The 23232-nt window shown below is 70.8% G+C and carries 22 protein-coding genes; 5 read left to right on the top strand and 17 right to left on the bottom strand.

Going from position 1 to position 23232, the window contains the following annotated elements; all coding sequences use genetic code 11:
* Positions 1–126 precede the first annotated feature (126 nt).
* From ureG to GTY96_RS12680, 5 genes are read right to left on the bottom strand one after another with little or no spacing between them, the layout of a single operon-like run.
* On the bottom strand, positions 127–843 hold the full coding sequence (gene ureG, locus GTY96_RS12700; RefSeq protein WP_161664854.1) for an urease accessory protein UreG: 717 nt from the start codon (positions 841–843) through the stop codon (positions 127–129).
* Positions 844–867: 24 nt separating this feature from the next.
* A complete protein-coding gene (locus tag GTY96_RS12695; RefSeq protein WP_161664853.1) occupies positions 868–1530 on the bottom strand; it encodes an urease accessory protein UreF in 663 nt (220 codons plus the stop codon).
* An 11-nt stretch (positions 1531–1541) separates the two neighbouring features.
* The gene (gene ureC / locus GTY96_RS12690) at positions 1542–3257 is read right to left on the bottom strand and encodes an urease subunit alpha (protein ID WP_143906230.1); all 1716 of its coding nucleotides are present in this window, start codon (positions 3255–3257) and stop codon (positions 1542–1544) included.
* On the bottom strand, positions 3254–4036 hold the full coding sequence (gene ureA, locus GTY96_RS12685; protein WP_161664852.1) for an urease subunit gamma: 783 nt from the start codon (positions 4034–4036) through the stop codon (positions 3254–3256). Before ureA ends, ureC begins: the two co-directional genes overlap by 4 nt.
* Before the next feature lie 60 nt (positions 4037–4096).
* Complete coding sequence (locus GTY96_RS12680) at positions 4097–4384, bottom strand: hypothetical protein (protein ID WP_161664851.1); 288 nt, start codon at positions 4382–4384, stop codon at positions 4097–4099.
* On the opposite strand from GTY96_RS12680, the gene GTY96_RS12675 reads away from it, so the two are divergent.
* Positions 4383–5414: a hypothetical protein gene (locus GTY96_RS12675; RefSeq protein ID WP_161664850.1), complete on the top strand. Its 1032-nt coding sequence runs from the start codon at positions 4383–4385 to the stop codon at positions 5412–5414. The genes GTY96_RS12680 and GTY96_RS12675 overlap by 2 nt on opposite strands.
* Position 5415: 1 nt before the next feature.
* On the opposite strand, the gene GTY96_RS12670 is transcribed toward GTY96_RS12675, so the two are convergent.
* The gene (locus GTY96_RS12670) at positions 5416–6246 is read right to left on the bottom strand and encodes an urease accessory protein UreD (RefSeq protein WP_161664849.1); all 831 of its coding nucleotides are present in this window, start codon (positions 6244–6246) and stop codon (positions 5416–5418) included.
* Positions 6247–6523: 277 nt separating this feature from the next.
* On the opposite strand from GTY96_RS12670, the gene GTY96_RS12665 reads away from it, so the two are divergent.
* Complete coding sequence (locus tag GTY96_RS12665) at positions 6524–7948, top strand: hypothetical protein (RefSeq protein WP_161664848.1); 1425 nt, start codon at positions 6524–6526, stop codon at positions 7946–7948.
* 113 nt (positions 7949–8061) lie between these two features.
* Here GTY96_RS12665 and GTY96_RS12660 read toward each other — a convergent pair whose 3' ends face one another.
* The gene (locus GTY96_RS12660) at positions 8062–8265 is read right to left on the bottom strand and encodes a YtxH domain-containing protein (protein ID WP_143906242.1); all 204 of its coding nucleotides are present in this window, start codon (positions 8263–8265) and stop codon (positions 8062–8064) included.
* 227 nt (positions 8266–8492) lie between these two features.
* Here GTY96_RS12660 and GTY96_RS12655 point away from each other — a divergent pair, with 227 nt between their 5' ends.
* Positions 8493–10055, top strand: a complete 1563-nt coding sequence (locus GTY96_RS12655; RefSeq protein WP_161664847.1) for an alpha/beta hydrolase-fold protein — start codon at positions 8493–8495, stop codon at positions 10053–10055.
* Positions 10056–10192: 137 nt separating this feature from the next.
* A complete protein-coding gene (locus GTY96_RS12650; protein ID WP_161664846.1) occupies positions 10193–11452 on the top strand; it encodes a hypothetical protein in 1260 nt (419 codons plus the stop codon).
* Positions 11453–11628: 176 nt separating this feature from the next.
* Here the strand turns inward: GTY96_RS12650 and GTY96_RS12645 are convergent, their stop codons facing one another.
* From GTY96_RS12645 to GTY96_RS12620, 6 genes are all read right to left on the bottom strand, one after another.
* Complete coding sequence (locus GTY96_RS12645) at positions 11629–12786, bottom strand: alpha/beta fold hydrolase (RefSeq protein ID WP_161664845.1); 1158 nt, start codon at positions 12784–12786, stop codon at positions 11629–11631.
* Positions 12787–13656: 870 nt separating this feature from the next.
* Positions 13657–15495 (bottom strand): glycoside hydrolase family protein, encoded by a 1839-nt coding sequence (locus GTY96_RS12640; RefSeq protein WP_235685565.1) that lies wholly within the window; start codon positions 15493–15495, stop codon positions 13657–13659.
* 44 nt (positions 15496–15539) lie between these two features.
* The gene (locus GTY96_RS12635) at positions 15540–16658 is read right to left on the bottom strand and encodes an aldo/keto reductase (protein WP_161664844.1); all 1119 of its coding nucleotides are present in this window, start codon (positions 16656–16658) and stop codon (positions 15540–15542) included.
* Positions 16659–16751: 93 nt separating this feature from the next.
* A complete protein-coding gene (locus GTY96_RS12630) occupies positions 16752–17336 on the bottom strand; it encodes a TetR/AcrR family transcriptional regulator (protein ID WP_161664843.1) in 585 nt (194 codons plus the stop codon).
* 62 nt (positions 17337–17398) lie between these two features.
* Positions 17399–19192 carry an amidase gene (locus tag GTY96_RS12625; protein ID WP_161664842.1) on the bottom strand — a complete coding sequence of 598 codons (1794 nt, stop codon included), beginning with the start codon at positions 19190–19192 and terminating at the stop codon, positions 17399–17401.
* Between the two features lie 47 nt (positions 19193–19239).
* Positions 19240–19959: a sterol desaturase family protein gene (locus GTY96_RS12620; protein WP_143906256.1), complete on the bottom strand. Its 720-nt coding sequence runs from the start codon at positions 19957–19959 to the stop codon at positions 19240–19242.
* A gap of 131 nt (positions 19960–20090) precedes the next feature.
* Here GTY96_RS12620 and GTY96_RS12615 point away from each other — a divergent pair, with 131 nt between their 5' ends.
* A complete protein-coding gene (locus tag GTY96_RS12615; RefSeq protein ID WP_143906258.1) occupies positions 20091–20942 on the top strand; it encodes a hypothetical protein in 852 nt (283 codons plus the stop codon).
* Between the two features lie 9 nt (positions 20943–20951).
* Here the strand turns inward: GTY96_RS12615 and GTY96_RS12610 are convergent, their stop codons facing one another.
* From GTY96_RS12610 to GTY96_RS12595, 4 genes are all read right to left on the bottom strand, one after another.
* Entirely contained in the window at positions 20952–21431 is a 480-nt protein-coding gene (locus GTY96_RS12610; RefSeq protein ID WP_143906259.1) for a DUF4126 family protein, read from the bottom strand.
* An 83-nt stretch (positions 21432–21514) separates the two neighbouring features.
* On the bottom strand, positions 21515–22330 hold the full coding sequence (locus GTY96_RS12605; protein WP_161664841.1) for a hypothetical protein: 816 nt from the start codon (positions 22328–22330) through the stop codon (positions 21515–21517).
* Positions 22331–22339: 9 nt separating this feature from the next.
* Positions 22340–22792: an SRPBCC family protein gene (locus GTY96_RS12600; protein WP_161664840.1), complete on the bottom strand. Its 453-nt coding sequence runs from the start codon at positions 22790–22792 to the stop codon at positions 22340–22342.
* On the bottom strand, positions 22789–23229 hold the full coding sequence (locus GTY96_RS12595; protein WP_186002096.1) for a group II truncated hemoglobin: 441 nt from the start codon (positions 23227–23229) through the stop codon (positions 22789–22791). Before GTY96_RS12595 ends, GTY96_RS12600 begins: the two co-directional genes overlap by 4 nt.
* Positions 23230–23232 lie beyond the last annotated feature (3 nt).

Raw genomic sequence — 23232 nt, 5'->3', positions numbered from 1 at the left:
ACCCCGGCTGTCAGTGACGGAGTGCCCCCGGGGAGGACCGTCCGTCAGGTCCCTGTCTTCCCCTCCCGGCGGAGTGACATCCAGTCACCGCCAGTGCTGGCCTCCGGCCGCCATCAGCCGTCGCCTCTAGCGCCGCCGCCAGGCGTCCAGCAGGTGGCCCACCACCGCGTCCACGCCCACGTCGTGCGTCACCTGGGTGAAGACGAAGGGGCCCTGGCCGCGCATCTTCCGGGCATCGCGGTCCATCACGCCCAGGTCCGCGCCCACGTGCGGCGCCAGGTCCGTCTTGTTGATGACCAGCAGATCCGACTGGGTGATGCCCGGCCCGCCCTTGCGCGGCACCTTGTCTCCGCCCGCCACGTCGATGACGTACACCGTGTAGTCCGCCAGCTCGCGGCTGTACTGCGCGGCCAGGTTGTCACCGCCGCTCTCCACGATGAGCAGCTCCGGGTGCAGCTCCTCCATCAGCTGCTCCAGCGCGAGCAGGTTGTGGCTGATGTCCTCGCGGATGGCCGCGTGCGGGCATCCGCCCGTCTCCACCGCCTTGATGCGCTCCGGGGACAGGGCCTGGTTGCGCACCAGGAACTCCGCGTCCTCCTTCGTGAAGATGTCGTTGGTCACCACGCCCAGCCGGTACTGGTCGCGCAGCTTCTTGCACAGGGCCAGCACCAGCGCCGTCTTGCCGCTGCCCACCGGCCCGCCAATGCCAATCGTGAACGCCCGCTGCGAATAGTCCCGCCGGTGCGGCTTGTCGCGCGCGTCGAAGTGGCCGGGGTGCTCCCAGTCCTCGTGCGTGTGCTCATGTCCATCCTGCCCATGTCCGCGGTGGTCTTCGTCGTGCATGTCGCCCTCCCCTTCGTCCTGGAGTCAGGACAGGAACAGCCTCGAATAGAGCCGGTCGTGCGTGGCGCCCACCAGGTCCCAGAGCGGCGCGGGCTGCGCCAGGTCCTCCACGCCCAATGCCTTGCAATGCGACAGCACCGCGTCCAGCAGCGGCGTCGCCTGATGTTGCACCTGATGCGACTCGTGCGTGCCAATGACGCCCATGCGCACGCCCGCGGACAGCGCGCCCCGGAGCGTGAGCGACAGGAAGAGCCGCTGCGCATCCTCCAGGTCCACCTCCAGCGCGCGCAGCACCGCGCCGAACACCGGCGCATGGTGGAAGCGCACCCCGGCCGCGCGGGCCGCCTCGCGCACCGGCCCCACCGCGTCCGGGAAGATGCGCGCGCAGGTGTCCAGGAAGGCCCGCCCCTGCGTGCGGCTGGCCCGGTGGGCCACGTGGTTGGTGAGGAACACCTCCGCGCGCGCGTCCAGCGCGGGGAGCGACGCGGGGTCGCGCCACGCCTCGCCCAGGAGCGGCAGTCCTCCCAGGCCCGCCTGCCAGAGCAGCGCCTCCACGAAGCGCCGCACGCCGGCCGCGCCGCGCACCTCGCCCAGCTGCACCGCGGCCTCCAGTCCCCCCGAGTGCGCGAAGCCCCCGGTGGGAAAGCCCGAGTCCGCCAGCTGCAACACCCTCCAGCCGGAAGCCATGGCCGCGTCCCTCAGAACAGCGAGTAGCGCTGGGCCAGGGGCAGCCAGCTCGCGGGCTCGCAGCGCAAGAGCGCTCCGTCCGCCCGGACCTCGTAGGTCTCGGGATCCACCGTGATGACCGGCAGCGCGTCGTTGAGCCGCATGTCCTTCTTGCCCAGGCGGCGGCAGTTCGCCACCGCGGACAGCCGCTTGGTGAGCCCCAGGCCCTGCACGGTGCCCTCCGCCAGCGCGCGTCCGGACACGAACGCGATGCTGGTGGAGCCGAGCGCCCGGCCGCGCGCGCCGAACATCGGGCGCATGAGGTACGGCTGCGGCGTGGGGATGGACGCGTTCGCGTCCCCCATCTGCCCCCAGGCGATGAAGCCGCCCTTGAGCACCAGCTCCGGCTTCGCGCCGAAGAACGCGGGCCGCCACAGCACCAGGTCCGCCAGCTTCCCCACCTCCACGGAGCCCACCTCATGGGACAGCCCGTGGGCGATGGCCGGGTTGATGGTGTACTTCGCCACGTAGCGGCGGATGCGCAGGTTGTCGTTGTCGCCCTGCTCGCCCGGGAGCCGTCCGCGCTGCTCGCGCATCTTGTGCGCCGTCTGCCACGTGCGGGTGATGACCTCGCCCACCCGGCCCATGGCCTGGCTGTCGGAGGCCATCATGCTGATGGCGCCCAGGTCGTGGAGGATGTCCTCCGCGGCGATGGTCTCCCCGCGGATGCGGCTCTCCGCGAAGGCCACGTCCTCCGGAATCTCGCGGTCCAGGTGGTGACACACCATGAGCATGTCCAGGTGCTCATCCAGCGTGTTCACCGTGTACGGCCGCGTGGGGTTGGTGGAGCTGGGCAGCACGTTGGGCGCGCCGCACACGCGGATGATGTCCGGCGCGTGGCCGCCGCCCGCGCCCTCCGAGTGGTACGTGTGGATGGTGCGGCCCTTGAACGCGGCCAGCGAGTCATCCACGTAGCCGGACTCGTTGAGGGTGTCCGTGTGGATGGTGACCTGCACGTCCTCGCCATCCGCCAGCGTGAGGCAGGTGTCGATGGCGGCCGGCGTGGTGCCCCAGTCTTCGTGCAGCTTGAGCCCGATGGCGCCCGCGCGCACCTGATCCAACAACCCGTCCGGCAGCGACGTGTTGCCCTTGCCGGTGAGGCCGATGTTCAGGGGCAGCGTGTCCGTGGCCTCCAGCATCCGCGCCAGGTTCCACGCGCCCGGCGTGCAGGTGGTGGCGTTGGTGCCCGTGGCCGGGCCGGTGCCGCCGCCCACCCAGGTGGTGATGCCGCTGGCGATGGCCTCGTCCGCCTGCTGCGGGCTGATGAAGTGGATGTGCGTGTCCAGGCCGCCCGCGGTGAGGATGAGCCCCTCTCCCGCGATGACCTCCGTGGTGACGCCCACCACCATGCCCGGCGTGACGCCCGCCATGACGTCCGGGTTGCCCGCCTTGCCAATGCCCGCGATGCGCCCGGCCTTGATGCCCACGTCCGCCTTGTGGATGCCCGTCCAGTCCACGATGAGCGCGTTGGTGATGACGCAGTCGAGCGCGCCCTTGTCCCCCACGCCCGCGCGCTGGCCCATGCCTTCGCGCAGCACCTTGCCGCCGCCGAACTTGCACTCGTCCCCGTACACGGTGGCGTCGCGCTCCACCTGGAGCCACAGGCCCGTGTCCCCCAGCCGCACCCGGTCCCCCGTGGTGGGGCCGAACATGTCCGCGTAGTGGCGGCGATCCATCGTGCGGCTCATGAGCGGTCCTCCTCCTTCGCGTCCTCGTGACCGAAGCCGTGCGCGCGCACGGCCGCGAGCAGCTGCTCGCGGCCCGCGTCGGACACCTTGCCGCTGCCCAGCGCGTTGCCGCCGCGCACCACCTGCTCCCCGGCGATGGGGACCAGCGACACCGTCTTCACCTCGCCCGGCTCGAAGCGCACCGCCGTGCCCGCGGGGATGTCCAGCCGGTGGCCGTAGGCGACGCCCCGGTCGAACACCAGCGCGCGGTTCACCTCCGCGAACGGGTAGTGACTGCCCACCTGCACGGGTCGGTCTCCCCGGTGCGTGACGCGCAGGGTGACGGCCCTGCGGCCCGCGTTCAGCTCCACCGTGCCGCCCTCCGCGCGCACGTGCCCCGGCGGCCCCTCCGGCGACGCGGCGGGCACCGTGAAGCGCTCCAGGGAAGGCACCGGCAGGAAGCTGCCGTAGAGGGCCAACGACAGGTCCCCGTGCTCCGCCACCACCGGGTGGTGCACCGTGACGAGCTTGGTGCCGTCCGGGAAGGTGCCCTCCACCTGCACCTCCATCAGCATCTCCGGCACGCCGTCCATCACCTGCGCGCGCCCCAGGAACCGCCGCCCCAGGTCCATCAGCTCCGCCACGCTCCGGCCGTCGCGGATGAACTCCAGCAGCTGCGTGGCGATGAGCGCCACCGCCTCCGGGTAGTTGAGCCGCAGGCCCCGCGCCAACCGCTTCTGGGCGACCACGCCCGCCTGATGCAGCAGCAGCTTGTCCACGTCACGGGGGGACAGATGCATGGGCGCGACTCCCTCGGGGGTCCGGCGGGGATTTCGACCCCTTCAACCTAGCGCGACGCGTCACCCTGAGCCAGGATGCGGCTGTTCCGCGTTTTCCCCCTTCCAGAGGGTCCCCTCCATGAAGAGCATCAAGGCCGCGTTCTCCCGGACGCCCAAGACGACGCCCCCGGCTGCGCCGAAGGTGCCGAGCACGGTGAGCTCGTCGAGCTCGTCGACCTCCACGAAGCCGCCGGCGCAGATGAAGCCGCCTGCCGCGTCGTCCTCGTCGCCGCCCCCGAGCGCGTCGCCGGTCCCCCGGCCCTCCACGCCGGACAAGACGTCGCAGGGGGACGCGTTCAAGCCGTCCATGAGCTCCCCGGCCTCCTCTTCCTCCTCCTCTTCCTCGCCGCGCCCGAACATCAACGCGCACGAGCTCCAGGGCCCGCAGCTGCAGGCCCCCCAGCTCTCCGAGAGTGAGATCCAGGACCTGGCCCTGGGTCGCACGCCGGGCAAGGGCAAGGCGGCGGCGCCGCGGCCTGAAATCCAGCAGGTGTGCGAGGAGATGAAGCAGGAGCTCCCGGGCGCGGAGGTGCTGCGCTACACGGACCAGGGCGGCCACCCGATGCTGAAGAAGCCGGGCCTGCCCTCCGGCACGGACGCGGGCGTGTGCAGCGCGATGACCTCCGAGTGGATCCGCACCGGCATCGAAGCGGGCGGCGACCCGAAGAAGGGCTCGCAGGCGTTCGGCAAGGTGACGGACCACCAGTTCGGCGGCCTCATCGACAAGCAGCACGCCGAGTCGCTCCAGGGCGACGCCATCAGGCGCAAGAACAACGCGAACATCGACTCCATCTCCAAGCTCCAGGACGACATCGCGGCGCTGAAGCTCAAGCAGGCGCAGCGCGGGGCCATCAACGAAAAGCTCACCGACCCGGACCTGTCCCCCGACGAGCGCCAGAGCCTGCTCGCGCAGCGCAAGGCGCTGAACCATGAGATCAAGGCGGGCAGCGCCCAGGCGAAGCAGGACTCGGAGGCCATCACCCAGACGCACCATGAGCTCCAGGCGCAGACCGACGCCTTCCGCGCGGGCCGCGGCGGTGGCTACCCGGGCGTGCGCGTGCAGGACTACGAGCCCATCCAGGGTGACTCCTTCGCGCAGAAGCTGTTCGACGGCACGAAGGAGAACGGCCACTACCGGATGGGCCTGCGCAAGCCGGGCGAGGCCGCGGAAGGCCACGTCATCGGCCTGCACAAGACGGACGGCGAGAGCCGCCTGATGGACGCCAACACCGCCGAGTGGAAGACGAACAACCACAAGGACCTGGTCAACCTGACGGCGGAGCACATCGACCGGCTGTACCCCGGCTACGAGTCGTTCGACCTCACCCGCTACGGCTGAGTCACACCCGCCGGGCCCACGGGTCGTCCCCGAGCAGGCCCGGCAGGAACGACAGCCAGTCGCGCGTGGTGGCCAGCAGCGTCTCCAGCGAGACGGCCGCCACGCGCAGCAGCAGCCCGTCCTCGCCCAGCGGACTCGCGGAGACCACCTCCCGGTCGCGCGGCTTCACCGGCAGCGCCGCCACCCGCGCGGCCAGCGCCTCCCGCGCGGAGCAGAGCGCGGGCCCCACCAACAGCACCGACGCCAGCGCGTCGAAGCGGCCCAGCCGCTCGGTCAGCGCCCCGTGCGCGGGGTCCAGCACCCACCGCTCGTCCACGAGCGCGCGGCCCTCGCGCTCGACGCGCAGGCGGGACGCGTAGCGCTGGAAGGCCCACCGCTCCCCCCGGGCGCTGCGCCCGGCCGACACCACGTCCGCCAATACCAGGCACGCACCCCGCGCCAGCGTCACGTCAAATGTCTGTGAATAGCGCGCATCGGCGAAACAGACAGTCGGGTCCGGCACCCATGCCAGCAACGCCTCCGGGCCCACGCGCGCCCGCAGCTCGCTCTGGCAGCCCTTGGGGGAGCGGTAGACGCGGTTGGCGCCCTGGGTGGCCACGAGCGCCGTGGCCCCGTCCGCCACGTCCACCTCCAGCCGCAGGTGGTCTCCGTCCACCAGCCCGCCGCCGAAAGAGCTGGTGTAGGCCCAGGCCGCGTGGCCGTGGTTGCGAGGCGTGAGCAGCCGTAAGGGGCTGTGCGCCAACGCGGTGCGTATCACGGTGCGGGGACCGAAGCGCTCGAAGGCGAGCCGCGCGAAGCCCGCGCGCTCCGGACCAGGAAGGGCGGAAATCACCCTCCCCTTCTAGCACGGGGGGCAGGACTCGGTTCCCGTGTGGACCTGGGGAGTAGCAGCCCGCGCTACAACCCCACCGGTTTTCGTAGCGCGATGGGACACATTCACAGCTCAAACCATGTCATCGCAGTGATGCCCGCATAGATTGAAATCACTGGCAAAGCCTTCCTATTCCTCACCCCAAGGCAATGACTGGCACGGAAGCTGCTCTGCATTCCTGACGTGGGCGGACAAAGCCTGTCAGCCCACGCATCTTCACCTCACAAGGAATCACCCCATGTCCCACAGCTCCGTGCGAGGCCTTCGTGGCCTCGTTCCGTCCCTGTTGCGTTCGCTGTCCCTGACCTCCCTGGCGCTCGGAGGCCTCATCGCCTCCGCACCCGCGCACGCGGCGACCAAGTCGGAGGGCCCCTTCCAGGCTCCCGCGGCGACCATCGTCGACGTGAACATTGAAGACGGTGCGTTGACGGCGCGCATCCTGTGGTCGGAGGACGCGAGCCCGGAGCAGGGCCTGCGGCTGGTGTCCCTGGACGGCAAGGACGGCGCCGGCGAGAGCGTTGACGTCAAGCCGCAGCCGGGCAAGGAGTCGGAGGTCAAGCTGTTCGGCGCGGTGAAGGATCCGTGGGAGACGGGCTGGTCGCGCAAGCTGGTCCTGCAGGACGCGAAGGGCCAGGCGGTGAGCACCCGGCCCTACGACCTCACCCTGGACTGCGAGTCCGATGACAAGTGCGGGCTGGTGGCGACCATGGGGACCGCGGCCAGCGAGGGCGTGGTGCGCCTGAGCGAGGACCTGGACGACGCCATCAAGCTCGTGCGTGAGAAGACCGGGGACGCCAAGTTCGACCTGGTCGGGCAGGTCTCCGAAGCCTTCCCCGAGCTGCGCGGCGAGGTGCTGGTGTACGCCCACCAGCTGGCGCTGCTGAAGCCCACCGCGGGTCCCTGCAATTGCTCGTGGCAGATGGTGAAGGGCCGCAGCCCCGCCGGCGGCGGCTACTCCCTCTACGGCTCCGCGCACCTGAGCAGCCGCTCTGGCTGGAACGGCGAGGGCGCCAAGCACTGGATGACCTCCTATGCCCAGGGCAAGTTCCTCTCCAGCGTGCACGAGATCTCCGGCTCGGCGGATGGCAACAGCAACCTGACGCTGCGGCTCAGCTGCTCGCAGCTGCTCTACACCATCGACAAGTGGGTGACGGTGATCAACCCGGACGGCTCCATGACGAGCCTCCACATCGTCCAGCCCGTCTACGGAACCTGCACCTCGCCCTGCCAGGCCCGCTTCGACCACCAGGGCCGCATCACGGGCCGGACGTACATCAACGGTGACAACCGCCCCGGCAACCGCGCCATCGCGGAGGAGACGGGCCGCTACTCCGTGGATGGCGTCTACCAGCTCAACCACACCGTCACCCAGGGCGGCAGCTTCGACAACATCGCCACCCGCACCGTGTATGGCTATGGCAGCACCGGCCGCGTCGAGTCCCACGGCTACACCCGCGCGGTGGGCCGGTGGGAGAGCGCGACCGCCAGCGTGAACAACGGCCACTCCCTGGCCATCCACGCCACCGCGTCCTGCATGGCCGACCCCTACAAGGAGGTCGCTACCTGGGACTTCGGCAGCACCATCGACTTCAATCACGAGCAGAGCCTGCGGCAGACCATCAAGAGCTTCTTCTGGCAGTGGTACATCCCCGTCAACCCGTAGTCCGCGACTGACGCGCGGGGACTCCGCTGACGACAACACCCTGGAGGCCGGCCCCCGCGCGGGTGTCCGGTGTCCAGGGTGTTGGCGTTTCTTCCGCGCGGTCGCGCGCGGGACTACTTGTCGGTCGCGTCCTCGATCTTGTCGCCGGCCTTCTCCACCGCGTCGCCCGCCTTGTCGGCGGCGTCCTCGGCGGTGTCCTTCGCCTTGTCGCCGGCCTCCTCCATGTCGTCCTTGGCGGACTCGCGGGTGTTGCGGTGGCAGCCCACGCCCACCGACAGGGCGCCCAGCGTCATGGCCAGCAGCGTCAGCTTCTTCATGAGATGTGACTCCTTGGCTTCGGGGGGCCCGGGAGTATGCGGCCCGGCGTCTTCCCCCGTGCGCGGCGCAAGGTAGGCACTGTCCACCACCTGCCAAGGGGGGCTCCCCCCGGTGCGCTGGCCTTGGACACCGGGACCTGCCCTGACGGTGTCCGACCGCGCTGGTACGGTGTGACTTCGCGTGGGGGTTCCCCTCCCTCCCCCCGCCACCGGAGGCTTGCGCATCCATGGCGTCTTCCCGCTCCCCGCGGCCCACCCTGCTGCTCGTCCTGGCGCTGACGGCCCTCTGGGCCTGTCACCCGGATGACTCCACGCCCCCGGTCGAGCGGGTCTACTCCGACGTGCAGTTCGACCTGACGGTGCCGCCGGAGACGCCCGCCAACGCGGAGCTCTTCCTCACCGGCCCCAGCGCCACGTTCGGCGGACCCGACGGGCGGGGCCTGGAGCTGGTCTACCAGGGCGGCCGCGTGTTCAGCCTGAAGGCGCGCCTGCCCAAGAACACCGCCTTCACCTACGCGGTGCGGATGACCGCGCCCTCGGCGCAGGTGGCGCTCGACGCCGGAGGTGCACCGGAGGCGGAGCGCACCCTCACGGTCCACGAGGACGAGGAGAATGTCGCGCTGACGGTGGAGCGCTTCGGCCCGGGGGCGGGGGAGACAGGCGCGAAGACCGTGTTCATCGTCCGGGTGCCGGACATCACGCCCTGGGATGGGGAGGTCTGGCTGTCCGGGAACCAGCCCCAGCTGGGGAACTGGAACGGCGCGGAGGTAAAGCTCTTCAAGGCCGTGGGCAACGCATACGCTGGCGCCGTCACCTTCCCGGTGGATACGGCCCTGGAGTTCAAGGTGACGCGCGGTTCGTGGGAGACAGTGGAGAAGAGCGACACGGGCGCGGAGGTCGCCAACCACGCGTTCACCACGGGCGGCGGCTTCGAGCGCGTCCCCGTGGAGGTGGGCGGCTGGGCGGACCTCACCCCGCCCCCACCGCCCCCGCCCCCGTCGCTCACGGGCGACGTGCGCTACCTGCGCGGCGTGACGCCCACCGACCCGACGCTGCGTCCGCGCGACGTCATCATCTGGCTGCCGCCCGGCTATGAAGCGGACACCGCCCGCCGCTACCCCGTGCTCTACATGCACGACGGGCAGAACCTGATGGACGTGCGCACCGCGTACGCCGGCGAGTGGAACGTGGATGAGACGGCGCAGGCGCTGGTGCAGGCCGGCGCGGTGGAGCCGCTCATCATCGTGGGCGTCTACAACACCCAGGACCGCATCGCGGAGTACACGCCCGTGCCCGACGCGGCGGAGGGCTACCCGGACGCGGGCCGCGCGGACGTCTATGGCCGGTTCCTCATCCAGGAGCTGAAGCCCCGCATCGACGCGGAGTTCCGGACGAAGCCGGGCGCCGAGTCCACGGGGCTCGCGGGCTCGTCCCTGGGCGGACTGGTGTCCATGTCCCTGGGCCTCAAGCACCCGGACGTCTTCAGCCGCCTGGGCGTGGTGTCGCCGTCGGTGTGGTGGGCGGACCGGGAGATCCTCGCGGAGGTGGACGCGCTGGGCGCGAAGCCCGCGCTGCGCATCTGGGAGGACATCGGCACGAACGAAGGCTCCGGCAGTCAGGCGGAGACCGTGGAGGACGCCCAGGCGCTGCGCGACGCGCTGGTGGCCAAGGGGTGGGTGCTGGACGGCGACCTCAAGTTCACGGTGGTGCAGGGAGGCCAGCACAACGAGGCCGCGTGGTCCGCGCGCTTCGGTGACCTGCTGCGCTACCTGTTTCCCGCCGCGCCCTGACGCAAGCGCCGGACACCGCCGGCTCCGGGGCTCCCTCTCGCCCCGTGAGCCGGTTGTGACTTGAACGCCTACCACCGGGTGTGAAACACGCAGCGGTGTCCCACCCAGGTATTCCCCCAAAATCAAGGAAGTGTCGCATGCGTCTCGCATGGAATCGGCTGTCGTGGCTGGTGCCGTCGCTGCTGGTGGTGGCGTGCGGTCCCTCGCAGGAGCCCATGAAGTCCCCCGAAGCTCCGGCGGAGGTGGGCACGAGCACGCGGTCCGTGCTGTACCCGCCGCCCGCGCCCGCGAGCGGCAACATCGTGGACAGCACGGCGTTCCTGGGCCCGGTGGGGCTGAACGATTCGGTGCAGACGCGCTTCACGGCCAACCCGCAGTACCTGTCCTTCAACTTCAAGGTGGCCGCGGGCGCGCAGGTGCGCCTGGAGGTGACGCACCTGGGCAGCAGCATGTACCTGGACACGGGCCTGTTCATCTACGGCCCGAAGGACGCCAGCGGCAGCTACGGCACCACGGTGCGCGCGCAGGACGACGACGCGGGCTATGGCGAGCTGTCCAAGGTGAACAGCCTGACCCTGGCCCAGGGCGGCGAGTACCTGGCGGTGGTGAGCACGGGCACGGGCGCGGGCAAGCAGTTCCGCCTGTACCTGGGCTGCCTCAACGGCGCCTGCGCGCCGGAGGACCTGTTCACGGCGTGTGACCTGGACGTGGCCACGCGCATCGAGGTGTGTGACGAGAGCGTGGTGGAGACGCAGCACCTGACGCCCGCGCAGGCGCTGCCCCAGTGCACGGACGCGCAGGACGCGCACGCGGCCTGGGTGGAGCAGTGCCAGCGGCCCTCGGGCCAGAAGGCGTGGTGCGCGGACGGAGAGGCGGCCTTCACGTCGCGGATGTGGCCCGTGTGCAAGGACTTCTACCAGCGCTACTACGGCGCGGGCCCGCTGCCCCTCACGGCGCTGGAGGACAACGACGCCATCAACGAGGCTCGGACCGCGGGCCACACCCGCTGCAAGGCGGGCGACAACTTCTGCGATGAGTTCCTGTGGACGTTCAACGTGCCGTCCATCGCGGACACGCAGCCCACGCAGCTGGACTGGGTGGTGGAGGGCGCCTTCGCGGCGCTGCCGGAGCTGTCCTCGAACCGGCGCGTGCAGTTCCAGCGGCTGGCGGACCTGACGTACGCGGACTTCGCGAGCCGCATCGCGTACGCCTTCCCGGAGCTGGGCACGGTGCTCCCCGCGGAGCTGGGCGACGGCACGGAGGTCCCGGTGGTGGCGCACCTCTACGACAACCCGGTGGTGGCCCCGGGCGCGCATGACTTCCACAACCTCTACCTCGTGTACTTCCCGCGCTCGCACCGCACCGCGGTGTTCTGGCTCATCCAGCACGAGCTGTGAGCGGTGAGGCCCCGCGTGCGGTGCGCGCCTGGAGCGTGGCCGCGCGGGGGGGTGAAGCACGGCGAGGGATGACCTCGGCAAGGGAGTGGGCGGCGCTCGGCTCATCGCGCGTCGCGCCTCGCCGTTTTCCCACCCCGACGGTAGTGCTCGGGGAGTGGGCGGCGCTCGGCTCAGGCTCATCGCGCGTCGCGCCGCCGCGGTGTCGCGTCCTGGGGTTGGAGCGGGGGCCGCGCCGCGCGCTCCCGCTGGAGGAGCCAGGTGGAGATGGCGCTCCTGCACTCCTCCGCGTGGTCGAGGAAGGCGAAGTGGCCGCCTTCTGTCTCCACGTAGGTCGCGCCGCCGCCCAGGCGGCGGGAGAAGGCCCGCATGGAGGCCGTGGGCATCATCGTATCCGTCCGCCCCTGCACCATCAGCGTGGGGACGCCGGGTGCGGGCGCCGCCGTCTCCGCGCCGGCCACGAGGATGAGTCCGAGCAGTTCGAGCCCCGCTGGTGCCACGCGATGGACGAGCAGCGTGGCGCCCACGGCCCCGTTGGAGAGCCCACCCAGGTAGACGCGGCGGATGCCCCGCGCCGCCAGCCATGCGTAGGTGGCTTCGAGGGTGCGCGCGCCCTGCGGCGCCCACCAGTCTCCGGCGGGCCCCACGGAAGGGCAGACGGTGAGCGCGGAGATGCTCCGCACCGCCTGGGCCATCTGCCAGCAATACACCGCGAAGTTTCCGGCGAAGCCGTGAAGGAAGACCACGGCCGTGTCTGTCCCTTCCTGGCCCTCTGGAGAGACCACCAGCGCATCGAAGGACTCGGGGGACTGGAGCCCCAGGTAGGTCGCGATGGCCGGGGTGGCGACCAGTCCCTCGGCGGCGCCCATCCGTTCGAAGGTGGCCTCCAGCGCGTGGACGAACTCGCGTGCGTCGGAGCGGGGCAGACGCCGGGTGAGCAGCAGCACATGCGCCGCGAGCAACGTCCCATCCCGCTCGTCGACGAGCCGATTCACCCAGCGGTGGCTTCCCGCCGGCAGGTGGAGCGTGTCCAGGTGGGTCCCGCGCGCGAGCACGAGCCGCGTCGAGCCGACGAGGAGCAACAGCGCGAGGCCGGCCCGGCCCAGCCACCGCCGCGAACGGGACAGGAGCCCCGCGGACAGGAGCAGCAGGCCCGCGACGTACCCCCACCCCGACACCGAAGCCCCGACCCAGACGGCGAGCGCCCACAGGCCCAGCGCCACGGGAGCCAGGACGAGCCCTCCGGCGAACGCGAGCCGGGCCCGCCACCCTGGCGCGTCCTTCGCCGAGGAAGCCAGGGAGGGCCGTGTGTCAGGCACCGTGAGGGATTGAGCCATGGGGGCACCTTCGCAGCCGCCACGGAGGAAGCGGAGCCCGCGCGGCCGAACGGTCCGGCGGGCGGGGGGAACGGCGCGCAGGGAGAGGCGAATGGCGCTGAGGACGGTGGCCCGGCCCTCGAGCGTCGTCACCGCGCAGGGGGCGTCCGTGCTCCCACGTGATGCCGGGCCTGTCGGTGGTAATGGCTTGCCCTTGTCCGCCTTGTTGAAGTCGTGAAGCCGCGACTGGTTCAGACGCACCGATATGACGTTCTGCACGCGACGTTCTCAATATGAGTCACACCCGCGCTCGTGGAACCCAAGGCGTTGGGGGCTCAGTGCGAACCGCGGCATTGGCGCGGTCAAGAGGGGGGAACCATGAAGACGCGGATGCGACGGTACCTGTGGGTATCGTTGGGAGCTGCTGTGTTCTCGCTCGCGGGCTGTTTCGATCAGTGCACCGGCGGCGTCGGCGGAGGACTCGACTCGGATGGCGGTATCGTGGAGTGCGGTGGGAAGACGTGTCAGGCCAACGAGATGTGCCTGAGCTGTGGTGCGGAGTTCTCCTGTCAACCCAAGGGCTCGGTGTGCTGCGCCGCGGGGACGGGCGCGGGAGGAAAAGGTCCGGTCATTTGCGAGCCTGGCTTGATGTGCATCCACTGCGGCACCGGCATTGACGGCTGTTACCCACAGGGCTCAACGTGCTGCGTGGAGGGCGGTGGCGCCGGGGGAAGTGCCCCGGTCGTCTGCGACAATACGCAAACCTGCCAGTTCAACTCCTGCGAGCCCAAGCCCAAGTGAGACCTGTCACCCCTTCGTGTGTGTGAAGGATGGAACCGGGATGCGGGCGGGGGCTCCGGGAAGGTTCCCGAAGCCCCCCACACCCTCCGGTCAGCGCTCGGAGGAAGTGGGCACCGCCTGGAACGGCTCCGGGACATCCAGCTCCCGCCACAGGGACTCCGGCAGGGGCTCCTCTGGCGCCAGCGCGACGCCGTCACCGTCCAGCTTGGGCGCGGACACGCGGTGGTTGTTCACGCGGAAGTCGCTGTCCTCCACGGTGGAGATGACCGCGGCGCGGCCCAGGTCGTTGATGGCCGGCGCGTCCGAGCGGAACACGGCGCGGTCCATCAACATCACCTCCGCGGCGCCAGGGGGCTTCACCCAGACGGTGTAGCGCTTGGCGTTGAGGTCCACGCTCATGCGGAAGTGATACGTCTGGTTGGGCACGTAGGGCACCCGGCGGAGGAACGAATAGGTCGAGCCATTGCGCACCTGGAAGATGCCGTCCTCGCTCATGCGCAGCGCCATGTTCAGCCGGGTGAAGCCCGTCACCTCCGTGGAGCTGTCCGTCCACCCCACGATGCCTCCGTTGAGGTTGGCCCTCAGCGGGGTGAGGTCGAACTCCACGGTGCGCGTCCCGGTGTTGCTGGTGCCCAGCAGGTGCTGGCTCCGGTCGAAGCTCAGCTTGGAGTACCAGGGGTAGTTGGGGCGCGGGTTGAAGCGCAGCAGGGCCTCCACGAAGTAATAGTCGCCGTAGATGAGGCTGACGTTGATCTCCTGGTTGGCGGGCAGGTTGCCCACGCCGTGCAGCAGCAGGCCCGGGCTGTTGGTGCCCTGCGCCAGGTACGCGGGCGACGCCAGCGAGTCGAGCATGCCCAGGGCGGCGGTGCGGTAGCGCGTGCGGCGGGTGGCGTCCGTCTCCAGGGCGCTCAGCTCCAGCAGGGCCGACGCGACGGCGGCCGCGGCGGAGGAGTCCTTGAACTGGCTGGGCGCGTTGAAGTCCCAGTTGGGCACCAGGTCCGCGGGCAGGTGCGCCAGGTAGTAGTCCGTCACCTTGCGCGCCGCCGCGAGGAAGCGAGCGTCGTTCGTGTAGCGGTACACCATGGTGTAGCCATAGACGAGCCACGCCTGTCCGCGCGCCCAGGTGGATGAGTTGGAATAACCCTGGAAGGTGCCCCGCGAGCGGATGGTGCCGTTGTTGTTGTAGTCCACATAGTGGAAGGAGCTGCCGTCCGCGCGCACCGCGTCCTGGAGCGTCCGCAGCGCGTGGTTCACCGCCATGGTGCGCCACTGGGCCGGGCCGCCGTTCTGGGCGCCCCAGAGCAGCAGCTCGATGTCCATCATCGTGTCGGTGACGAGCGGGATGTTCCAGCTCGAGTTCCAATCACAGCAATCGATGATGCCCACCGTGCTGTTGTAGCGGGTGGCCAGCGACGCGGCGGAGGTGAGCAGCACGTCGCGGTAGTAGGTGTTGCCCGTGAGCCGCCAGGCATTGCCGTAGCTCAGGTACATCTTGAAGCCCAGGTCGTGCGTCTCCTTGTTGGTCTTCTGGACCTCCAGGGGGCGCGTCCACAGGTCCGCGCGGTCGCGCCAGTAGGGCTCGTTCGCGACCTGGAACATGTACCACATGCTCCCGGGGAAGAAGCCCTGGGTCCAGGCGACGCGGTCCGTGTTGGCCACCGTCGTCCACGTCCCGTTGGACAGCGACGCCTTCGGCGAGCGGTTCACGCTCGGCATCTCCGCCGCGGTGTCGGACAGCTGCGCGCGGGCGAAGGTGAGCACCCGCACCGCGTCCGCATCCGTGAAGGCCTGCGCCACCGGCGCCGCCAGCAGCGCCACCATCCACCACAGCTTCACTCCAGGCCGATTCAATCCCATCCGTCCCCCCTGCTTGTGCGAGCGCGGAAGGTGGCGGCGCGCGCCCTCGCGGAACAGTGACCGCGAGGACATGGGCTGGCCGCTCCCCCGCCCCCAGGGAAGCAAGGGGGTGTGCCCTAACCGACCCGGGCCGCGGTCCCGGTGAAGACGGGGGGAGCGTAGCCCGCGGGCTTGTCCCCCACGGCGGCCTTGCCGTGCAGGTCCAGCTGGTAGGGATTGGAGAACATCGAGTGGGGGAACGGCACGGGCGGCGCGCTGGCCTCATCCAGCTGGCGGCGCAGCCCGGCGGGGATGCTGAAGTCGAGCGCGGCGAGGTTGCCGTCCAGCTGACTGGGATTGCTGGCGCCCAGGATGACCGAGCCCACGCCGGGCTGTGTCGCCACCCAGTTCAGCGCCACCTGCGACATGTCCTTGCCCAGCTCCTTCGCCACCTGCTCCAGCGCGGTGACGATGCGCCAGTTGCGCTCGGTGAACAGGCCCAGCTGCTGGCCACCCACGGCGGAGATGAGGCGGCCATCACCCTGCGCGCCGCCCTCGCTGGGGCGGTACTTGCCGGAGAGCAGGCCCATGCCCAGCGGGCTCCAGGCGGTGATGCCCATGCCCAGCGTCTGCGCCAGCGGGGAGAACTCGTGCTCCAGGCTGCGCTCCACCAGCGAGTACTGGAGCTGGAGGTTGATGAGCGGCGTCAGCGCGTGCGCCTCCGCCCAGGTCTGCGCGCGGGCCGCGTACCAGGACGGCACGTCGGACAGGCCCGCGTAGCGGATCTTCCCCGCGCGCACCAGGTCGTCGAACGTGCGGACGACCTCCTCCGCCGGCGTGATGCGGTCCCAGGTGTGCAGCAGGTACAGGTCGATGTAGTCGGTGCGCAGCCGCCGCAGCGACGCCTCCACCGCGCGCATCATGTTCTTGCGGCTGTTGCCCCCCGCGTTCGGATCCCCCGGGCGGGTGGAGTTGTAGGTGTACTTGGTGGTGAGGACGATGCGGTCCCGGTCGCCGCGCTCCTCCATGAACTTCCCGAGCAGCGTCTCGCTGGTGCCGTGCGTGTAGAGGTCCGCGGTGTCCACGGAGTTGCCCCCCGCGTCCAGGTAGCGGTTGAACAGCGTCCGGGCCACGTCCTCGGTGCTGCCCCAGATGCCGCCGAGCGGCCCCTCCCTCCCGAACGTCATCGTGCCCAGCGACAGCGGGCTGACGCGCAAACCCGAACGGCCCAGCAGGTAGTAGTGGCTCATCGACATGGCGTGGCGCTCCTTGCGGATATTTGGACTGAACAATCCAGATACAGACATGCGAAGACGGCGGGCGGCGGCGCCGCGCCGGAACAGGAGGTGCTACCGGGACTGGAGGCCCGCGAGGGCGAAGTCCACGATGTCGCGGAGGACTTCGGGCGGGGTGCCGGCCTTGGCGGACATGCGCAGGCCGGCGATGGTGGTGAGGAGGAAGCCGGCGGCGACGCGGGAGTCCACCCGGGGGCTGAGCTCGCCCTTGCGCTGGGCCTCCTTCACGACGCGCTCCAGCGCGCCATGGCCCAGGGCCCCGCTGGTCTTGAGCAGCGTGGCGACGTCCGGGTCCACGTTCGCCAGCTCCGAGGTCGCGTTCGTCGTGAGGCAGCCCCGGGCGCGCTCCTTCGGGGTGCCGTTGGGGATGGAGAGGAGGTACTCGCGGATGGCGCCCAGCGGAGACGGGTGCGAGCGCAGGCACTCCACCAGGTTGGCGCTGTACTCCGCCTGGTAGCAGCGCAGGGCCTCCAGGTAGAGGCCGTGCTTGTCCCCGAAGGTGTCGTACATGCTCTGCCGCCCGATGCCCATCGCGCGCAGCAGGTCGTCCGTGGAGGTGGCCTCGTAGCCCTGCTCCCAGAAGACCTTCATCGCGCGACGCACGGCCTCGTCGCGGTCGAACTCCTTCGTCCGTGCCATGCGCGTTTCGTAATGATTCTGGACTGACCTGTCAAATCAATCAGCCCCGGGCCTTCCGGGGGTCAGAAGCCGGGCGGGCGCTCCCCGGCGACGCCGGACGCGCGCTCCAGGGCGATGCCCACACGGCCCAGGGTGCCCTCGTCGAAGAGCTGGCCGATGAGCGTCACGCCATGGGGGACGCGGCGCGGGGTGGCGAAGGTGGGCACGGGCCGCCTGGGGTCCGGCGCCCAGTCGCTGCGGGCCTGGGACACCTCCACGAAGCCGGTGCGCAGCGTGAGGGACGGGTGGCCCGTGTGGTTGGAGACGGTGAGGATCTCATCGCGCAGCGAGGGCACGAGCAGGACGTCCACCTGGGACATCACGCGCGCCATCTCCTGGGCCACCTTGCGGCGCAGCCGGTCCGCCTGGACGAAGTCCACCGCGGACAGGAAGCGGGACTGGCGGAAGAGGTTGGGCCACGCGTCCGGCACCTGCATCCTGAGTGCGTCCACGCCGTGGCTGAGCGTCAGCTCCTCGAAGGCGGCGGCGGCCTCCGCGAAGAGGATGACGTTGAGGCTGGAGTACGGCCAGTCGGGGAACTGGACCTCCACCGGCGTCATCCCCAGGCCCTTGAGCGTCTCCAGCGCCGCCCGGTCCACGTCCGTGGCGGGGCTCTCCTTCATCCACGCGGGCACGTAGCCCACGCGCAGGCCCTTCACGCTCGCGTTCGCGTCGAAGTCCAGCTTCGCCTGGACGCTCGCCACGTCGCCCGCGTCCGGCCCGTTGAGCGCGGCCAGCACCAGCAGCGAGTCCTCCACCCCTCGCGTCATGGGCCCCAGCTTGTCCAGCGACCAGCACAGCGTCATCGCGCCCGTGCGCGGCACGCGGCCGAAGGTGGGCCGCAGGCCGGTGATGCCGCAGCGCATGGAGGGCGACACGATGCTGCCGCCCGTCTCGCTGCCCAGGGAGAAGCCCACGAGCCCCGCCGCCGTCGCGGAGCCCGGCCCCGCGCTGCTGCCCGAGGAGCCCTCCTCCGGCAGCCACGGGTTCTTCGTCTCCCCGCCGAACCACACGTCGTTGAGCGCCAGCGCGCCCAGGCTGAGCTTCGCCACCAGCACGGCGCCCGCGCGGTGAAGCCGCTCCACCGCGGCGGCGTCCGTGGTGGGGACGCGGTCGCGGAAGGGCTCGGCGCCGTAGGTGGTGCGGATGCCCGCGGTGTCCACCAGGTCCTTGGCTCCCCACGGGATGCCGTGCAGCGGGCCCTTGTACCGGCCCGCCGCGATGTCGCGGTCCGCCTGCCGGGCCTGCGCGAGCGCCAGCTCCGGCGTGAGGGTGATGACGCACTGGAGCCGAGGGTCGAAGCGCTTCAGGCGCTCCAGGTACAGCTGCGTCAGCCGCTCCGACGTGATGGCGCGGGACTCCACCCAGCGCGACAGCTGCGTGAGCGGCGCGAAGGCGATGTCCTCTTCCTTCGTGGGCAGGGGCGTCTTCGCGGCGCGGCTGCGCACGAAGCGGTCTCTCGCGGGGGCGGTGGACTTGAGGCCCGGCAGCGCGGGGTTCCACTGCGAGGCGGGCGACAGCGTGGGCTCCAGCGCGAGCGTGCGCGGGCCGGTGCGCCGCTCCTGGAGCGGGGCCAGGGACACGCGCCAGTTGCCGGCGGCCTGGGCCCGCTCCTCGGGCGTGAGCCGCACCTGCATCAGCTTCTCCGCCTCCGCGAAGGTGGTGGGGCTGACCTCCGGGCCCACCGTCGGGCCCGCGCCGAAGGTGGGCGGCGCTCCGGCGGGCGTGGCCGTGCCCGCGTCCGGTGCCGCCGACACGGCGGTGCTCGCGAGTCCAATCACGGTGTGGGTCAGGAACTGCCGACGCGAGCTGGCCATGGCGCAACCTCACGGATGAAGCGAAGGGGGCGCCAGTGTGCCATCTCCTACGAGCGGTGCACGTCGCGGAAGGCGAGCATGGCGCCCAGCTGCTGCTCCTTCGCGTCATCGAAGCCGCATGTGGCGTCCCAGGTGGCGGGGTTCTCGTAGGTGCCGAACAGCTTGTCCCACAGGGGCAGGTCGCCGTAGTTGTTCTTGTGCTTGCCGTACTCGTGGTGGATGCGGTGCATCTCCGGCCGCTGGAAGAACCAGCCCACCCAGCGCGGGGTGCGGATGTTGGTGTGATAGAAGTATTCGCCCAGCGCGCAGCAGGCCGTGTAGATGGCGCCCGCCGCCGGGCTCAACCCCAGCACCATGTAGACGAGCAGTCCGCCAATCAGGCTGTTGACCGTCATCTCCAGCGGGTGCTTGTAGAAGCTGGTGATGACCTCCAGCCGCTGCGGGCTGTGATGGATTTGATGAAACAGGCGCCAGAGCACGTCGCTCTCATGGCGCGCGCGGTGCCACCAGTAGAAGACGAACGTGGCGATGAGATAGGCCAGCACCCCGCCCACCACCGGGCCCACGTGCCGGGACAAGTGGAAGAGCGACGCGGCGGAGAACCACCGGTCCCAGGTGAACCCGCCCAGGACCACCACGCCCACCTGCGCCAGGTTGATGATCACCACGCGCAGGTGCCAGCCCTTCACACGGGGCAGCTTCCACCCACGGCCGGCTTGTTCGATGAGAAAACAGATGCCGGCGATGAGCACGAGCCAGGGCAGCATGGAGGTCCCTCCGGAAATTCGAGCCGGACCCTCATACGAATGACGCGCGCGAATCTATCTATCCGCGCGGACGGACACTGTCACCTGAGGGGGATGGGACGGGAGGAAGGGGGGCTGGCATCCTCCGGGGCATGGCGCGGAACAGCACCCTGACGGCGCGGTTGGGCTACATCGACACGCAGGCCACCTTCGTGCAGGCGGCCCTGCTCGCGGCGCACGGGGCGGGGGCTCGCGCTGGCGGCTTCCGCGTGTCGGACGTGCGCTTCTTCTTTCTGTTGTTCACCAACTGGGTGGAGCACGACGTCACCCGGCCGTCCCAGGACATCGACCTGACGCAGGTGCGCCGGACGCTGGAGCGGCTGGTGCGCGCGGGCCACGCGGAGGCGAGCGTGGGCGCGGGGACGAAGGGGCTCCCCCGGGGGCGCCGCTATGTGCTCACCGGGGAGGGGCTGTGCGCCCTGGCGGAGGGCCTGGCCGCGCGCGAGCGGGCGCCGCTGGAGGAGGCGCTGTTCGCGGTCTGCTTCGCGGCCAGCTACCGCGACGCGGTGTTGTCCCGCGTGGAGGGCCGGGCCCGGGCGCCGTCCCCGGCGGTGCGCAGGCGGGTGGAGCGGGCGTTGGATCCGCTGCGGCTCGTGAGGGAGGCGCAGCGCACCTCGGCCGCGGTGCTCGCGGACCTGGAGGGCCGGGTGGAGGCGGGCCTGCGCTACGAGGAGCAGGCGCGCGAGGCCCTGGCCCGCGCCGAACCCGAGACCGAGGTAGTGCGCGCCCTGGAGGCGGCGGGCTCCTATCAGTTGCACCGGGTGCGGCCCTTGGGAGAGGTGTTGCTCGCGCTGCCGGAGGACCTGCGCCAGTTCGAATTGACGGAGGGCATGGGCCTGCGCTCGCGCCTGCTCTTCGCGCCCCTGGCGGAGCGGGCGCGGGCGGAGCACGCGGTGCTGGAGCGGCTGGAGGCGCGGCTCACCGCCGGCAAGACGCCACGGTGAGCCGGGGACCTAGCGCAGGTGTTGCGTGAGGCGCGAGCCCAGGGCGATGGCCAGACCGTCCTCGAAGAGGCCCGCGACCAGGTTGGGCACGCGCAGCCTGCCCGACACGAGCGAGCGGAAGCCGTAGAAGAAGTAGCTGGAGGCGATGGCCGCCGCGGCGCCGACGATGGCGAACCCGAGCCTGGCGCCCTTGCGGTCGCGCGACACGGCGGCGCCGGTGATGGCGCCCGCGATGACGCGTCCGCCAATGAGCCTGCGGTCGATGCGCGGGAGCGCCTTGGGCGACTTGTCCGCCACCATCTCCCCCAGCGCCAGCACCCTCAGCCGCTGGGATACCCGCTTCGACGTGAGGCCCGGCAGGGCGCGCTTGAGACGCCGGCTCGGCTTGCGCGACAGCTCGTGCGCGAGGAACGCGGGCGCGGTCAGGGTCCGCATCCCCGCGAGGACACCGAAGCCCGCCGCCTTCCAGACATCATTGTTCGAACGCATCGGTTCCGACCCCCGTGGTGGGTGGTGAAAATGGGAGGGTGGGGGCGCCGCGGCCATCCGGCCATGTCCGTGCAGGCGGCCACTCAAGGGACAGGAGGCCTGGAGGGTGGGGAGGCCCGCAGCATCAGGCCCGCGATCAGCGCCCCCACTCCCGCGGCCAGCACTCCCCAGGTCTCGTGGTCGCCCGCGGGAGCCGCCAACGCCACGTCGATGCCCACGATGCCGAGCCCCAGGAAGATGCGCCGGGCCATGCGGCGCTCCCGCGTGGTGTCCGCGGCGACGGTGGCGAAGAAGAACGCGAGCACGGCTCCCACGAACTGCACGAGGGGAAAGCCGGGCCGCACGAGCAGCCACAGCTCGGAGCCCCACCTGGCGAGCACCTCCGTCCAGGTGGAGACGGGAGGAGGAGCCAGCGGCGCCTCCCCCGCCGCGGTGAGCCCATGGGAGTTGTTCCGGAGGTTCTCCGCCACGATGAAGCAGCCGAACTGCACCAGCGACGCCACCCCCAACACGAAGAGCATCCCCTTCGCCGGAGCCGGCGTCACCGTGAAGCCGTACTGGTACACGGCCTTCAGCCGCTCGGGAGGGACCTCCAGCGGGTGGGGATGGGGCAGGGCCAACAGGCCCCGGGTCGCGGCGATGCTGACGGGGATGCCCTGGTCATCCACCAAATCACCCACGCCTTGTCTCCCGAGGAGTCCGTGCAGCGCATGCGCGAGCGCGCCGGGGTCCTCCGTGTGGACCAACCGGGCGATGAGGGCATTGAGCTGCCCGGCCATCAAGCGGCGGGAGGCGCCGGTGGCGCTCGCGGCCTCCTCGAACAACGGCGCGAGCGCATCGGCGGAAGGAGTGGAGAGGTCCTCACGTCCGGGGGCTGGCGGCTGCATCCGCGTGCGCATCGCGCCAGTCTACGCCGGGTCCGAGGTCCCCAGGTCCAGCCGCCGCTTCAGGTCCTTCAAGCGCCCTCGGACCTCGCGGACCAGCGTCCACGTCATCAGCGGCGTGAGCCAGCCGAAGGGGCGCCTCAGCGTGAAGGCATACGTGAAGGTGACACGGGTGACGCCAGGGGCCTCTTCATCGAAACTCCAGGAGCCCGCGAAGCTCTCGAACAGGCGCGGCCCCCGAGTCATCCGCACCGCCGTCACCGCGGGCGGCAGGAAGGACACGTACTCCGTCTCCATCCCCAGGCCGTGCCACGACACACACCAGGCCTTCACCCCCGGCCCGGCCTCGGTCGCGCCATCCCTCAGCACCGCTTCGCGCAGGAACGTGTCCCAGACGAGCCGCTGCCCGTAGTCCTGCGTGTACGCGAACACGCGCTCGCGCGGGCAGGCGATGCGGATGGACTCGATGAACCTCACCCTTCCGTGTTGCGCAGGAAGTCCGCCACCTGGGCGAAGCGGCCATCCAGGAAGCCCCTCAACCCTCCGGTGATGCCCCGCACGTCCATCGCCTTGCGCATGCAGCGCAGCCACGCGTCCCGCATCGCGGTGTCCACCGGCAGGTGCCCGTGGCGCATGCGCAGCCGGGGGTGGCCGTGCGTCGCGCTGTAGTGCTGCGGTCCGCCCAGCCAGCCCACCAGGAACATGCCGAAGCGCTGGCGCGTGCCCGCGTTCACCCGGCCCTGCGCGTCCAGCTCGTGGATGCTCGCGAGCGTGGGCTCCTCCGCGTCCATCACGTCGTAGAAGGTCTCCGCCAGCGCGTGCACCGCCTCCTCGCCTCCCAGGCGATGGAAGGGGGTGTCCTCCAGCGTGGGGACCCAGTCATCCGACGACGGCGGCTTCAATTCCATACCCATGGC

The sequence above is a fragment of the Corallococcus silvisoli genome, assembly GCF_009909145.1.
In the GTDB taxonomy this organism is placed as follows: domain Bacteria; phylum Myxococcota; class Myxococcia; order Myxococcales; family Myxococcaceae; genus Corallococcus; species Corallococcus silvisoli.
The sequence above is the reverse complement of the archived record's forward strand: the minus strand, read 5'-3'. Positions and strand labels throughout refer to the sequence as shown.